At 47.1% G+C, this 15,333-nt stretch carries 13 protein-coding genes; 9 read left to right on the forward strand and 4 right to left on the reverse strand.

What is annotated here, in order from left to right; all coding sequences use genetic code 11:
- The first annotated feature begins 290 nt into the window (after positions 1-290).
- On the forward strand, positions 291-3,536 hold the full coding sequence (gene pilC, locus RSJ68_00575; GenBank protein WNU97297.1) for a PilC family type IV pilus tip adhesin: 3,246 nt from the start codon (positions 291-293) through the stop codon (positions 3,534-3,536).
- A gap of 328 nt (positions 3,537-3,864) precedes the next feature.
- On the opposite strand, the gene RSJ68_00580 is transcribed toward pilC, so the two are convergent.
- Both RSJ68_00580 and RSJ68_00585 read right to left on the reverse strand, forming a co-directional pair.
- Positions 3,865-5,022 carry an NnrS family protein gene (locus RSJ68_00580; protein WNU97298.1) on the reverse strand — a complete coding sequence of 386 codons (1,158 nt, stop codon included), beginning with the start codon at positions 5,020-5,022 and terminating at the stop codon, positions 3,865-3,867.
- Positions 5,023-5,132: 110 nt separating this feature from the next.
- Entirely contained in the window at positions 5,133-5,513 is a 381-nt protein-coding gene (locus RSJ68_00585; GenBank protein ID WNU97299.1) for a hemerythrin domain-containing protein, read from the reverse strand.
- A gap of 167 nt (positions 5,514-5,680) precedes the next feature.
- On the opposite strand from RSJ68_00585, the gene RSJ68_00590 reads away from it, so the two are divergent.
- The 5 genes from RSJ68_00590 to RSJ68_00610 all read left to right on the forward strand — a co-directional run bounded on the left by RSJ68_00590 (position 5,681) and on the right by RSJ68_00610 (position 9,552).
- Positions 5,681-6,145: an Rrf2 family transcriptional regulator gene (locus tag RSJ68_00590; protein WNU97300.1), complete on the forward strand. Its 465-nt coding sequence runs from the start codon at positions 5,681-5,683 to the stop codon at positions 6,143-6,145.
- Positions 6,146-6,767: 622 nt separating this feature from the next.
- Complete coding sequence (locus RSJ68_00595) at positions 6,768-7,703, forward strand: TonB family protein (GenBank protein ID WNU97301.1); 936 nt, start codon at positions 6,768-6,770, stop codon at positions 7,701-7,703.
- A 69-nt stretch (positions 7,704-7,772) separates the two neighbouring features.
- Complete coding sequence (locus RSJ68_00600; GenBank protein ID WNU97302.1) at positions 7,773-8,432, forward strand: MotA/TolQ/ExbB proton channel family protein; 660 nt, start codon at positions 7,773-7,775, stop codon at positions 8,430-8,432.
- A gap of 3 nt (positions 8,433-8,435) precedes the next feature.
- Entirely contained in the window at positions 8,436-8,873 is a 438-nt protein-coding gene (locus tag RSJ68_00605; GenBank protein WNU97303.1) for a biopolymer transporter ExbD, read from the forward strand.
- A 178-nt stretch (positions 8,874-9,051) separates the two neighbouring features.
- The gene (locus RSJ68_00610) at positions 9,052-9,552 is read left to right on the forward strand and encodes a hypothetical protein (protein ID WNU97304.1); all 501 of its coding nucleotides are present in this window, start codon (positions 9,052-9,054) and stop codon (positions 9,550-9,552) included.
- A gap of 57 nt (positions 9,553-9,609) precedes the next feature.
- On the opposite strand, the gene RSJ68_00615 is transcribed toward RSJ68_00610, so the two are convergent.
- The gene (locus RSJ68_00615) at positions 9,610-9,840 is read right to left on the reverse strand and encodes a hypothetical protein (protein WNU97305.1); all 231 of its coding nucleotides are present in this window, start codon (positions 9,838-9,840) and stop codon (positions 9,610-9,612) included.
- 434 nt (positions 9,841-10,274) lie between these two features.
- Positions 10,275-10,928 carry a ribosome biogenesis GTP-binding protein YihA/YsxC gene (gene yihA, locus RSJ68_00620; protein ID WNU97306.1) on the reverse strand — a complete coding sequence of 218 codons (654 nt, stop codon included), beginning with the start codon at positions 10,926-10,928 and terminating at the stop codon, positions 10,275-10,277.
- Between the two features lie 200 nt (positions 10,929-11,128).
- Here yihA and RSJ68_00625 point away from each other — a divergent pair, with 200 nt between their 5' ends.
- The 3 genes from RSJ68_00625 (at position 11,129) to ccsB (ending at position 15,194) form a co-directional block, all read left to right on the forward strand.
- Positions 11,129-11,755 carry a c-type cytochrome gene (locus RSJ68_00625; GenBank protein ID WNU97307.1) on the forward strand — a complete coding sequence of 209 codons (627 nt, stop codon included), beginning with the start codon at positions 11,129-11,131 and terminating at the stop codon, positions 11,753-11,755.
- A 306-nt stretch (positions 11,756-12,061) separates the two neighbouring features.
- On the forward strand, positions 12,062-14,017 hold the full coding sequence (locus RSJ68_00630) for a cytochrome c biogenesis protein ResB (GenBank protein ID WNU98323.1): 1,956 nt from the start codon (positions 12,062-12,064) through the stop codon (positions 14,015-14,017).
- Entirely contained in the window at positions 14,007-15,194 is a 1,188-nt protein-coding gene (gene ccsB, locus RSJ68_00635; protein ID WNU97308.1) for a c-type cytochrome biogenesis protein CcsB, read from the forward strand. Before RSJ68_00630 ends, ccsB begins: the two co-directional genes overlap by 11 nt.
- Positions 15,195-15,333: the final 139 nt, after the last annotated feature.

Here is a 15,333-nt window from a genome sequence, read left to right on the forward strand (position 1 = left end):
TAAAAAAAAACACGCCCCGCAGCCTTGATTTTGCTGCGTAACGTGCTTTTTCAGGCATAGCTGCCTATGCCGTAGAAGCAATGCATTCTACGTCAAAAAGCCATATCGTTCAAGCTGTGGCTTGGCAACGGATTTTCCCTTTACAATCATGAAGTCTGTTTCATTTTCGCCATTGTTCGCCGCATCAGATAAAAAAAACAGCCCGAACCCCACATAAATGACATCGTAAATGTTAGAATCTCATTCCGAGAAAATAAAAACAACGTCATCATCCGTCAACCGACGATTTTATGAAAAAAGAACGCATTATGAAAAACAAACCTTCACGTTGCCCCGGCTCCATCCGTCCGATGATTTACAGCATCGCCTCCGCGCTCGCACTGATGGGGGCGGCATCACAAGCGCAAGCACAGTTTGCCAAAACCCCGCTTTATTTGCAAAACGAAAGCCAAATTACAGAGCAGCCGAAAGTCAAACATAACATTATGTTTTTTATTGATGATTCGGCGAGTATGGGTTCTATTGTACCTGGAGCCAGGGGGAAGAGGGGGGAACCTTTAAATAGGTTAGAAGTAACGAAAAATGCGCTAAATGATATTCTTGATCAATATAAGGATCAGTTTAACTGGGGGTTGCAGACGCTTCATAACAATGGTCGATCAGATGCTGATTTTTTCAGTTCTGACCCAGAGGCAATGAAAACGCGTGTCAACAAGATGAGTACTGGCTATGCAACCCCAGCAACACGCCGCTATTTTGAAATTGTCAGTACGATTGTTATGCCTAAGGTTGAGTACCGTTGTCAAAAATCGTATGTCGTCATGATGTCGGATGGCGATGCTAACTATAGCTCTTATTGTGGTAATTCTCCATATTGGCCAGATAGGACGATTTTTGATTATGATGCCCGTCGTTTTTATTATGCTGCTAAAGATTACAATTGGAGAGTTCATAATGCTTATGATAGTGAAGATTACCAGAAAGCATACGAATATTTCGGCGAACGAAAAGGGCAAGATAGGCTTTTACGTTGTATGAGGGCAGAGCCTTCCTACGATCAGTTTTGGGATCGCGGTAACGGTTTGGCCTTTTTCAGTAAAAAACTAGCAGAAAAAGATTTTAAAGTCGGTGGTAAGGATAAAGCGGGTAAGAGCTGGGATGGCGATCCAAATGATTTTGGGGACTACAAAAAGCAAACTGTTCAAACATTTACTGTAGGTTTTGGTGGCGATATTACCCTGGCAGGTGAAGATTATCTGAAGCGAGGCGCCAGTAAAAAAGAGTGGTATTACATTGCTAATAAATCAGAAACCTTACTTGAGGCATTCAAAACTATTACAGATACGATTAAAAATGATAGCCAAAGTGAACCGATTACTTTGGATGGCGGTACCGCTCCGGCAACTTCCAGCAGCGGTATTCCCGATTTGGCGGCAACCATCAAGCTGAATACCGGCTCTTGGAGCAGTCAGATTTTATTTAATAAATTGAATAATAGTGATGGTAGACGGGAAGGTACGGTTACCCAGCCTTCCTTTGGTAATCGTAAAACATTGATTAACACAGGTTCTAATACTTACTTTATCGACGCCATCCCTACCGATAAAGTCAACAATGCCTATTTCGGCATTGAGAATAGTGACAAAGACGAATGGAAAAAACTGCTCAATTGGACGGGTAGGGTCGGCAATGATGACAGTGCATACAAGCCTTACCGTGACCGTAAACCTGGAGAGCGTGATTTGGGCGATATTTTGGACGGTTCCGTTGCTGCAGTCGGTAATCAGGAGAATGGTCGCCGCAAATATTTGGTTGCCGCAGCCAACGACGGTATGGTGCATATTTTCCAAAGTACGGCAGGCGAACATCCTTATGATTTGAAAGTCAGCTATCTTCCTTCTGCGATGGAGCGCGAAAACGATGCGTCAGGCAACCCGATTACGCTTGCCAAAGTATTGAAAGACATTGCACATGCGGATTACGGAAAATCCATTGAAAACCATAAATACGGCGTAAATGGTGGCTTTACCCTGCGTCAGACTGCCGCAGCTGAACAAGGCAGTAAGTTTCAGCAACGTGTCTTTATGTTTGGCGCAATGGGACAAGGCGGACGTGGTGCATACGCTCTCAATATAGGCGGTAAAGAAGATCAAACCACCAATACCGGTATGGATGCGGCTGCTTGGAGCGATAAAGTTCCTTTGTTTGAAACGGCCAAAGGTAAAGACAATACTTTGGGCTTTACCATCGGTACGCCGCAAATCGGTCGTGTTTCCACCAAACGTGAAACTGACGGTAGTGCCAAACTGGATGAAAACATCCGTTACGCAGGCTTCCTCGCCAGTGGCTACGCAGCCGAAGAAAAAGATGCGACAGCCAACGAAACTGCGTTATATGTTTACGAAATGCTTGGTAAAGAAGTTGGTACAGGCGAGAAACGCGGTCAGGCTGCAGGAAAACCCGGTGATCAACTGGCGAAAATTGTCGTGAAGGGTGGTGTAGGCGGGCTGTCTACACCGACGTTGCTCGATACCGATTTTGACGGGGTTGTCGATTTTGCCTTTGCAGGCGACCGAGGGGGTAATATGTACCGCTTCGACCTGCGTGCTGCAAGCCCGAAAGATTGGACTGCGGTTAAAATTTTCTCCGGTTCACCAAACAAGCCGATTACCTCGGCTCCTGCCGTATCACGAAAAGGAGCTAAGGAATACGTCGTGATTTTCGGTACGGGTAGCGAGATTTACCAAAGTGATTTGAGCAATACTGAAACACAATCGATTTACGGTATTTTTCAAAAACTGGATAAAGCGCCGAAAGATCTTGCTGCAGATAAGACAAATCAAGATGTTGCCGAGCAAAACCTACGCAAGCAAACGATTACTGAGGTAGAGCAGTCATATAACGATGGAAACAATCAGCCACGAACCAGTAAGGCATTGTATCTGAGTAATGAAAAAATTGAAGAGACGCATAAAGGCTGGTTCATCAATCTAGGTTCTGGCGAGCGTGTCAGCATTAAGCCGACTATGATTCTGCGGACTGCCATCGTTACGATACGCAAGTACACTTCCGATGGCGGTAAGACTATCGGCAAGGAGGAAGCGGAAAAAGACTTGTGTATGCCTGTCAGCAACAATAAGTCAACCGTAACCAGCACAACCTTCCTCGGCATCAATGCTGATAACGGCGGTGCACTCAATAGCCGTAGCGCACGTTTTACGCCTGATATATTTAAGCGTGAATTGAGTGGTTTTGGTACGCAATACGCCAATGGTTTGACTCAAGAAGGTATTGTCAGCTTCACCTTTATCGATCCGAACAAGCGTACGGACGATCCTGTTACCGCCGATGGTGATAGCGGTGAAACCGGTACGGATAAAGAGCTTGGGTTGGGTTCTGGTACGCCCAACAATAGATGCTTCTCAGGCAAAGAGGGTGACCAACGCAGCTTGTTGCTGAATAATGCGCAATCACTGGAAGTGAAAGGCCGTATCTGTGGTCTGCAACGTATCAGCTGGCGCGAGCTGTTTTTCTGATTGGTTCGTGTAAGCGTATGAAAACCAAGAGGTCGTCTGAAAACTTGGAAACAGGTTTTCAGACGACCTTCCCTTTTTCTTTTGCATGGCTCTTTTAGTTGTTAATTGAATTTTGAGCGAGTAGTAAACTGGGGCTTTTACGTGGGTTAAACTTCATGATAAATATTGCGGCGCAACATTGGTCGTCAGGCAAAGCTGATTTTTATGCTGCTATCAAATACAGTTTGACGAGATGTGTGGACACGGGAGTCTGATTGATAAAACGAAAGGTCGTCTGAAACCTTAAAACAGGTTTCAGACGACCTTTCGTTTAATATGCTTGGTTTAATTAACCCGGCTTGCCGTCCAAACGCGGGCGGATGAGCCAAGGGATGTATTTCCATGCGTAAAGCAGCAAGGACAGGGCAAACAAGACTGCGGAAGTGCGGATGCTGTGGATGTAACCGGTGCCGCTGACGAAGGTTGCAATGATGCGGATGACGGTGGCGGCTATCATCAGCCAAAAGGCGACGGGTACGGATTTGGGTGGCGGATAGATGGAGTTGCCGGTATGCCCGAGCGCGGTGCGAGCCATCATGCCCAATGTCAGGACGCCGATGCCGCCGACGCCGATGAGATGTACGCCAAGATTAAGGAAAGAGCTGTGGAAGTAGGAGGCACCGATGGCAATCAATCCCAATCCTGTGAACAAATAGCCTGCGAACAAAATCCACAGCATCGGTTCTTTCAGAACAGCTTTATACCACCAGCGGTAAACCTGTACGGTAAAAATCACGCCCGCTGCAAAGGCAAAAGCAGATGAAAGCCAAGGCAGGGCATGGTGCGCCATCAGCATGGCAGTCAGCATGGGCAACCAGAGGGACGCGTGCGCGACCCACATCGGACTGGGGATTTGCGGAACATTCAGGCGTTTGGAGGTAAAGAAGGAAATAATCCGCATGCCGATAAGGCCGATAAAGCCTGAGACCATAATCAGACCGGACTGCAGCCCGCTGAGCAGTGCAGATGCGTTTCCGGCATGCAGTTGGAAGTGGAATGCGGCGTGCGTGCAGCCTAGGACGACGATGGCGAACACGGCGACGTAGTTGCGTTTGTTTTTGGAACGGATGACGGGCAATGCCATGCAAACTGCGCCGTACCAAAAAAACAGCGTGCCGAGTATGCCGCTGGCGGTTGCACCCCAGCCCGGAATGAAAACGACAATCCTTGCCGCCAACCAAAATGCGGTCAATCCTGCCAAAACGCCTCCGCGCGTGGGCGGCTGCCCCGTCCAAGTGGCAACGGCAGTCAATAGGAAGGCGATGACGACGAGTCCGGCATAGCCCCAGATCATCTCATGGGCGTGCCAATAAAAATTGGACAACTCGGGCGTACCCGTATAGCCGAAGCCCCAAAGCAGGATGGAGAGTGCGCCGTATAGTGCCGCCAGCGAGTAAAACGGGCGGAATGCCATTGCCCAAACAGGGTGTTTGAAAAAGGCGGTCATGGTAGTTCCTTGGTTTGTTTTTTGAATGGTTTGTTTTAGGTTTGAATAGACAGGAGGGTCGTCTGAAAACGCTAAAATCATGCTTTTGGACTTTTCAGACGACCTTTTTATCAGATTCCTTCGGGTTCCGGCAAAAACGGCTCGACTGCGGGGAACAGTTCGCGTTCTTCAAAACGGGCATGGTCGCGCAGAGTAACGGCAAAGTCTTTGTTCCATGCTTCGTTAAGATATTCAGGATTTGCCATCATGCTGCGCAGTTTGGCGTGTTCGGCTTCGAAACGTTCGCGCATCGCAACGGGAATATTCTGCCAATGCGGGGCGAACATGGTTTCTTCTTCGACAAAATGCGGTTCCAATTCAAGGAAATGGGCTTCAAGCTCTGTTCGATGGCTTTCAGCGGGCGCGCGCAGGAGGCGGACGCAGAGTGAAAGGGCGTGATGGTGTTCGCGGGAAAGTTCGATAAGTGCGGGATGGCGTTTTAGCGGCTTCATAATATTTGATTATAATGATAATAAATTATCAAACTACACTGGATTAATTTAAATGTTTCAGATATTATGAAACTTAATCATATATAAAGTCAAACACATAACGGCGACAGTCATCCATAGGACACACTGCCGCCGTTCCAAAAAATAATATTCAAACAGAGAAAACCATGTATCTGACGCAACATACGGATTATGGTCTGCGGGTATTGATTTATGCGGCCGTAAACGACGATTCGTTAGTCAATATCGGAACCATTGCCGAAGCCTATGACATTTCTAAAAGTCATCTGATGAAAGTCGTTACCGCGCTTGTCAAAGGCGGATTTCTGACCAGTACAAGAGGGAAAGGAGGCGGACTGCGTCTTGCCAATACTCCCGATAAAATTAATGTCGGCGCAGTAGTGCGCCACCTTGAGCCTATGCAGGTTGTCGAATGCATGGGGGAAAATAACGAATGCCTGATTACGCCGTCCTGCCGTCTTGCCGGTATTTTGGGCGGAGCGATTAAGGCTTTCTTTGCACATTTGGATGGGTTTACTTTGCAGGATTTGCTTAACAAGCCGACTTATGATTTGTTGTATGAGCCGAGAATTGAAATCATTGCAGAAAAAGTGAACGGCAAAACAGCATGATTTAACCCGTCAAATAGAGGATTCGAAAATTTGGATGAACCCTGGTAGTAATGGAAATATCAGGCGTATTTTTGTAATCGCGATATGCTCGTATAGGTGAGTTTTACTTTCAGACGACCTGGTAAATAGGCAAATGAAGTAGGTTTGTTTTTCCGTTCTTGTCGGTTTCTTGTTGATGGGGCTGGAAATAAATCTGAATAAACCCTATGTGTGAGAAATCGTCGCGTTGTTTACAGTTTTTTTTACGGCGGGAAACTTTTATTTTTGCTTAAACGACGGGTCTTCAGCAAAAGCGAAAGTGTAAAAAACGCTGTTGGTTTCCACGCCCATGATAATGATTGTTTGTGCCATTCGTTTGATGGGAGTTACACCATTGTTGTTATTTTATACGTACGTTATATTATAAATTTTGAACTTTTTCTGTTAACCGCATTCTAATGCAACCAAATGAGGCAGTGCGTCCTCTTTTTCTTTTGTTTTGTTGTGATAATGAATAGCAATATCAAAATATTATGCCGTATGATATTAAGTTGAAGAAATATTTTTAGATAAATATTCACTTCAAAAACAAATGTAAAAATAGGTTGCAAACACGAATTGTTGCTATTATCATGCGTCGATTATGAATAAAGAACGAATTTTAACTCCTTCTGTCGTCATCTCGGTGGTTTTGATCCACGCGAGTTTGGTCGCGTTGTTATGGCAGGCACACAAGCCGCCTGTGCCGGAAATGATGAATATTGAGTTTGTCGATTTGGCAGATTTGGGCGGCGATGGTGGTGGAGACGGTAGTCCTGAGGGCGAAGGTGCGCCGGCGGCTCCGGAAAAGATCCCTGAGCCTGAAAAGCCAAAACCGAAACCCAAGCCGGTTGAGCCTACAAAGCCTGTTATCAAGCCGGTGGTGACGAAAAAAGATGATGCTGATATCCAGCAGCCTAAAGAGAAGCCGAAGCCGGTTGAAAAACCGAAACCGAAACCTGAACCTAAGCCGGAACCCAAACCTGAGCCTAAACCGGAGCCACGCCCAGAGCCTAAGCCTGAACCTAAAACAGAATCTAAGCCTGCACCTCAAGCTTCGGAATACACCGGTACTAAAACCGGTCCGAATACTGCGGAAAACGGAAAAGGCAGTGGAGAAGGTAAGGCCCTTCACGGTGAGGGTAAAGGAAGTGGTGGCGGTACGAAAGGTACCGGCAGCGGACGCGGTGAGGGCAGTGGATCAGGCAGTGGCGGTGCCAAAGGTGAGCATGGATCAGGTACCGGTAGCGGCGGAGGTGCAGGAGGTGGAAGCGGTGGCCCTCCTGCTGTCGTAGATAAAGGTTTCCTGCCTACACCGGCTTACCCGCCCCTTTCTCTAGAAAATGGGGAGGAAGGAGTAGTTCATTTATCTATTCTTGTTCAGCCCGGTGGTAAGGTTGTAAAAGTTACCGTAACTAAAAGTAGCGGATTCCAACGTTTGGATAATGCAGCAAGGAAGGCAGCTACTGCCGCCGGCAGCAGATACGCTACAAACCGTTTGACAGAATACCGGGGTAAAATTAATTTCCAACTTCAGTAAATGAACGCGAATTACCTGTATTTTGACAAAAAAGAAATTTTTTAATTTTATTTTTAATCTGGAAAAATTATGGATTTGAAATTAGTGTTTGAATCAGGCGATTTCGTCCTGATCAGTGTATTCGTACTGATGCTGTTGATGAGCATTGTTACTTGGTGTCTGATTATCCTGCGCACTATCAAACTGAAAAAAGCCAAAAGTGCCAATGCTGAAGTGAAAACGCAAATGCTAAATGCTTTTACGCTGTCGGAAGCAGTACAAAAAGTGAAAAGCATCGATTCACCGATGAGCCGTGTGGTGGACGAATCCCTGCGTGCCTACCAAAGCTATCGTCAAAGCAATGCGAAAACACTTACTACCGAACTGCCTTTGAACGAATACCTCGTCATTCAAATCCGAAACAGTATGGAGCAAGCCATGCGCCAGTTTGACTACGGTATGACTGCTTTGGCATCCATTGGTGCAACCGCTCCATTTATCGGTTTATTCGGTACGGTTTGGGGAATTTACCATGCTTTAATCAATATCGGTCAAAGCGGACAAATGAGTATTGCTGCCGTTGCCGGTCCGATTGGTGAGGCGTTGGTATCTACTGCTGCCGGTTTGTTTGTCGCCATTCCTGCTGTTTTGGCGTACAACTTCCTCAATCGCGGTAAGAAAACCCTCTCTCAAGATATGGACGCTTTCGCACACGATTTACACGTCCGCCTGTTGAATCAAAAGGACTAAATTATGGCATTCGGCTCTATGAATTCCGGCGATGACGCGCCGATGTCGGACATCAACGTTACGCCTTTGGTCGATGTTATGCTGGTGTTGTTGATCGTTTTCATGATCACTATGCCCGTATTGACCCACTCGATTCCTTTGGAATTGCCGACCGCTTCGGAAAAAGCGGCAAAGCAGAAGGAAAAGCAGCCTAAAGACCCGCTGCGACTGACGATAGATGCCAACGGCAGCTACTATGTCGGTGGTGATTCTGCGACTAAAGTCGATATTGATACGGTGATTTCACGTTTGAAAACCGAGAAGCAGGAAAATGCGGATACGATCGTAGCAATTGCGGCTGATAAAGCAGTCGAGTACGAATACGTCAATAAGGCGCTCGAAGCTGCGCGTGAAGCCGGTATCAGTAAAATCGGCTTTGTAACTGAGACTAAGGCGCAATAGAATGAGCAATATAGTGGATTAAATTTAAATCAGGACAAGGCGAGGCAACGCCGTACTGGTTTAAAGTTAATCCACTATAATTTTCAAAATCTACTCTTTACGTGAGGCAGATAGAGAAAAATTAGCAAAAGAACATGAACAACAAGGCAAATACCAATAACAAATTTAAAGGTTAATAATGATGAAAAGCACGCTAAAAGCTTTTATTCTAGGTTCTGCCATGTTTGCAGCCAGTAATGCAATGGCAGCAAATAATCCTGCTGAACAAGTAGTGCCTGATTTTGATTTGCCTGTTGCAACATGGAAAAAGGAAATTAAAGAGGCTCATGATCCTGTTGTACAAAGTGCCTTATCAGACTGGATGCTAAAAGAACTTAAGAGTACGCCTAATGGACCTGATGCTTATCGTTCTTTGCAAAAATGGGTATCACTAGAATTAATCCGATATTTTGAAATTTGGAATGAAATTGTTACAAAATATCCAGATGCAAAAAATTCAAGAATTGCCATGTGTGAGTTTGCAAAAGAGATTAAACTAAATAATGCAAAGAAACAAAAATGTAATGGCGATTTTGTTCCCAATGAAAAAGAGTTTAAAAAAGAGGTTACTTTTGAAGAATTTCGAAACTCACCCGGGTTTAATGTCCCAATGAAAACACCCAAACGCAAAAAAATGTAATTTTAGACAAGAAAAAATCCAACCTATCTTATTGGTTGGATTTTTGTTACACAATAATTATCGGTATGAAGGTTTTTTAACTTTCGGACTTTCAGGCTGTTCATTATTATCTATGGTTTCTTCTTTGCCAATCTCTTTATGATTGCAAATGGTTTTCCATGACATATTATATTCATCTTTGAAGATTTTACCTCGAGCAATGTAATAATCATCACTTGCTTCTTTAGGTTGCCTTATATTCGTGGCTGGATCAGCTAAAACCAATTTAATCTCAGATAAAGATTTCAAATCTTCATTAGAATCAATGGTTTTTTATATTTTTGAAGAAAATCGCCTTCTATTGAATTAGATAAAGAGTTTGGAACTATATCCAACATAATATGATAAAAGGTCGTCTGAAAGGCTAAAGAATTTTCAGACGACCTTTTTATAATGGGTTGCCACTCTTTGCCTTTGCTATCTTCCTTATAGTGGATTAAATTTAAATCAGGACAAGGCGACGAAGCCGAAGGCAGTACAGATAGTACGGCAAGGCGAGGCAACGCCGTACTGGTTTAAAGTTAATCCACTATAATAAGGTAAGCATCGGGCAGGTGATAGGCTGGGGAAGTGATAAAGGTCGTCTGAATCACTACCAAGCGTTTTCAGACGACCTTTCGTGTTAAATACAACAGGAACAGTACGGATTTGCGTCCCGTCAATGCAGACAATACGACGACCGATTACAATGACTCGGAATTTTCCGGATTTCCGATATTCAAGTTGTCCATTTCTTCTTGATGCGTAGCAAACCATGCTCCGACGACTTGGTTGACTTCTTCGATGCCTTGCTTTTTAAGGCTGGAAAACAGTTGTACGCTGATGCGTTGACGGGTCATATAGGGCTTGAGCGATTTTTTGACTGCGCCTAAAGTTTTGATTTGCTCGTTTTTCGACAGCTTGTCGGCTTTCGACAACAAAATATGCACAGGGCGGCCGGTGATGTGGAAAAAGTCCAGCATCCGCAAATCCAGCTCTTTCAATGGGTGGCGCGCATCCATAATCAACACCAAGCCGATGAGCTGGCGCCGTTGTTGAAGGTAGTCGCCCAAGAGTTTGACCCAATGCGTGCGGATGGCTTCGGGAACTTGTGCATAGCCGTAACCCGGCAAATCGACCATGAAGCTGCCGTTGCTCAATTCGAAGAAATTGATGTGTTGGGTTCGTCCCGGCGTTTTGGAAACATAGGCAAGCCGGACATGGTTGGTCAGGGTATTGATCGCGCTGGATTTGCCTGCGTTACTGCGTCCGACAAATGCGATTTCTGCGGGTGTGTCGGGCAGGTCTTTGAGATGGTTGACGGTGGTGAAGAATTTGGCGTTCTGAAAGAGGTTCATCCGTATTTCCTTGTTCCCTGAGACGGAGTGGCGGAATTTGCCGTGTTCATGTTGCGAAACATGGTAGTAATTTAATGTAAATCTAGTATAGAATAGCACGTTTATAGAATTATCGGTTTTTATCGGGTAAAATTTATCCGGCGTTTTGAGTATAAAAAAGGCATTGTCGCGGTATGCAATGCTGTAATCAGGAGCACTCCATGAAACGATTGACTTTAGCGGCCTTGGTTTTGGCTGCCGGCGCGGCTGTCGCTGCCCCGAAAGCGGATATTGCAAAAGGCAAAGAAGTGGCTACTACCATTTGTGCGGCATGTCATGCGGCGGACGGCAACAGCGGCATCGCCATGTATCCAAAGCTCGCCGCTCAACACAGTGCCTATATCTACCGTCAAACCTTGGACATTAAAGAAGGCAAACGTACAAACGGTTCCGCCGCTGTGATGAAACCTATGGTGATGAACCTGTCCGAGCAAGACATCCTGAATGTATCCGCATTCTATGCCAAACAACAGGCCAAATCCGGCGAGGCTAACCCGAAACAAAATGATCCTGTTTTGGGCGGCAAAATTTACCGAGGCGGTTTGGTGGATAAAAAAGTTCCTGCCTGTATGTCCTGCCACGGTCCCAGCGGCGCGGGTATTCCGGGCGGCGGTACCGAAATCGGCGCATATCCGCGCTTAGGCGGTCAACATATGTCTTATGTGGTCGATCAAATGAAGGCATATAAATCTGGGCAACGCAAAAACGCGATTATGGAAGATATTGCCAAACGCCTGACCGAAGAAGAGTTGAATGCGGTTTCCAACTTCATCCAGGGTCTGCATTGATTCCTATCGGTCCGTCTGTTTGCGGATGATGTGAATATCAAGGTCGTCTGAAAACACTTGCCCTTGGGCAATTGTTTTCAGACGACCTTGTGCGATGGTATGCCGCCGCTTTTGAGGCAATAAGTATTTTCAAATGGCAGCCTTTGGCTTTTTGCCCCATTATGTCTATTTTTCGTGCCGTTCGATAATCGGGTCTCTTCCGAATCCCGACCATCCCCGTATTCTTTATCAAATCAAACCGCTATGAGCAAATCCCCTTCATCCGTCCCCCTTATCCGCAAACCTTGGTTCGCTTTTTTAAGCTCCATGCGTTTTGCCGTTGCCCTGCTCAGTCTTCTGGGCGTCGCTTCGGTTATCGGGACGGTGTTGCAGCAAAACCAGCCGCAGGTCAATTATGTTGTGAAATTCGGTCCGTTTTGGTCGCAGATTTTCAACTTTTTAGGCTTGTACGATGTTTATGCGTCCGCTTGGTTTGTGGTCATCATGATGTTTTTGGTGATATCGACCAGTTTGTGCCTGATTCGCAATGTTCCGCCTTTTCTCTGCGAAATCAAATCATTCCGTGAAAACGCTAAAGAAAAATCATTGGCGGCGATGCGCCATTCGACTGTGTTGGAAGGCAAGATGTCGTCTGAAATCGCCCGGCGTTATCTCGAAGTACAAGGCTTCAGCTGCAAAACCGTAACGCGCGAAGACGGATCGGTTTTAGTTGCTGCTAAAAAAGGGGCGATGAACAAGTGGGGCTATATTTTTGCCCATACCGCGCTGATTGTGATTTGCTTGGGCGGCTTGATAGACAGCAACCTCCTGCTGAAAATCGGTATGCTGACCGGACGCGTCGTACCGGACAATCATTCCGTCTATGCCAAAGACTTCAAACCGGAAAGCATTTTGGGTACGTCGAACCTGTCGTTCCGCGGCAATGTGAACATTACCGAAGGGCAAAGCGCGGACGTGGTCTTCCTCAATGCCGACAACGGGATGCTGGTTCAGGATTTGCCGTTTGAAGTGAAGCTGAAGAAATTCCACATCGACTTTTACAATACCGGGATGCCGCGTGATTTTGCCAGCGATTTGGAAATTACCGACAAGGAAAGCGGCAAAAAATCCGAACACACCATCCGCGTCAACCATCCGCTAACGCTGCACGGCATCACCATCTATCAAGCGAGCTTTGCCGACGGCGGCTCCGATTTGAAGTTCAAAGCCTGGAATTTGGGTAATCCCAGCCGCGAGCCGGTAACGCTCAGGGCGACATCTATGCGCGACTTCCCGCTCGACATCGGCAATACGTCCTACAAACTGGAGTTTGACCAATTCACGTCCATAAACGTGGAAGACATGAGCAAGTCGTCTGAAAAAGAGCAAACCCTGCAATCAGCGATTAACGACGTGCGCGCCGTCTCTCAAGAAAACAAAAAATACACCAACATCGGCCCATCCGTTGTTTACCGAATCCGCGACAAAGCGGGTCAGGCTGTCGAATATAAAAACTATATGCTGCCCGTTAAGCAGGAACAGGATTATTTCTTCATCACCGGTACGCGCACAGGTCTGGAACAGCAATACCGTTGGCTGCGCATTCCTGCCGATAAAACTTTCAAACCCGACACCTTCATGGCGATGCGCGAACTCTTGAAAGACGAAGCCGCACGCAAAGCCGTCATCCGCAACGCGACCTTGAACGCGCCCGACAACATCCGCGAGCAATTCACCCTTGCCGCCGAAAACACCTTGGGCATTTTTGCGAAAGGCGGCTATTTGGCGTTGGACGAATTTATCACCAAAAACATCCCCAAAGAGCAGCAGGAAAAAATGCAGGGATATTTTTACGAAATGCTGTTCGGTGTCATGAACGCCGTATTGGAAGAAACCATCCAAAAATACAAGCTGCCCGCATGGCCTCAAGACGAAGCGCGCAACCGCTTCCTGCTGCACAGCATGGACGCCTATACCGGCCTGACCGAATACCCCGCCCCCATGCTCCTGCAACTGGACGGCTTTGAAGAAGTCCGCTCCTCCGGCTTGCAAATGACCCGTTCGCCCGGTGCATTTTTAGTCTATTTAGGCTCTGTTTTGCTGGTTCTCGGCACGATATTTATGTTCTACATCCGCGAGAAACGCGCGTGGGTCCTGTTTTCAGACGACCACATCCGCTTTGCCATGTCTTCCAGCCGCAACGAGCGCGACCTGCAAAAAGAGTTTCCGCAACATACACAAAGCCTGCAACGACTGGCGAAAGATTTGAACCATGACGCATAACCATAACCCCCTACCCGAACACGAGCTGCTGACGCACAAATCGTTCCTCAAGTCCCTGAATACGGTCGACTGCCTATTCGCCCTCCTGACCGCAGCCGGCGCATTCTTCGCCCAAACCCGCATTCAGCACACCATGGACATCTACGAAATGGTGATTTTGTGGGCAAGCGCGGGCATAACCGTCTTTTTAGGCTGGTTTTTCAAACCCATGCGCTGGTTTGCCCCCTTGTGTGCCGTCCTCGCATACGGCGCCGTCATGCTCTACGATGGCGAAATCACGCATTCCGACGGCTTCCTGCTCAAATACTTCCTCAGCAGCCAGTCCGCGATTATGTGGCAATGCGCCTTCGTCTTCTTCGCGCTCTTCGCCTACATCACCGGCGCCGTGTTGGCACAACGCAAAAACGTCGCCACCAACACCCTGCTCGGCATGGGTTCCGTATTCGCCTGGGTGTCTGCCGTCGCAGGCTTTACCGGACTTTTAGTGCGCTGGCACGAAAGCTACCTCCTGCGCCCTGACGCAGGACACATCCCCGTTTCCAACCTCTACGAAGTCTTCATCCTCTTCCTCGTCATCACCGCTCTGATGTACCTCTACTACGAAGCCCGTTTCGCCGTACAAAAACTCGGCGGCTTCGTCTTCAGCTTCATGGCGATCGTCGTCGGCTTCGTCCTTTGGTACAGCTTTTCCCGCGAAGCACACACCATCCAACCCCTGATTCCCGCCCTGCAATCATGGTGGATGAAAATCCACGTCCCCGCCAACTTCATCGGCTACGGCGCATTCTGTATCGCCGCCATGCTCGGCATCGCCGAACTTCGGGCATTGAGAAACGAAAACGCCGGCAAAAAATCATCGCTGCCGCCTTCGCAAGTCATCGAAGAAGTCATGTACAAAGCCATCGCCGTCGGCTTTCTGTTCTTCACCATCGCCACTATCCTCGGCGCACTGTGGGCAGCCGACGCATGGGGACGCTACTGGAGCTGGGACCCGAAAGAAACTTGGGCATTCATTGTCTGGCTCAACTACGCCGTCTGGCTGCACCTGCGCCTCGTCGCCGGCTGGCGCGGCAAAATCCTCGCATGGTGGGCAGTCATCGGACTGTTCGTTACCGCCTTTGCCTTCATCGGCGTCAACATGTTCCTGAGCGGCCTGCACTCTTACGGCACCTTGTAAGCTTCAAAGCACAATAAAGAAAGGTCGTCTGAAAAGCTTATATGGTTTTCAGACGACCTTTTTTTGAAAATACAGGGCATGCTTGTATCCCTTTTGCTTTGATAGCTTCGGTTTATAGTGGATTAACTTTAAACCAGTA

Source organism: Neisseria sp. DTU_2020_1000833_1_SI_GRL_NUU_006 (assembly GCA_032388755.1).
GTDB lineage: Bacteria > Pseudomonadota > Gammaproteobacteria > Burkholderiales > Neisseriaceae > Neisseria > Neisseria sicca_C.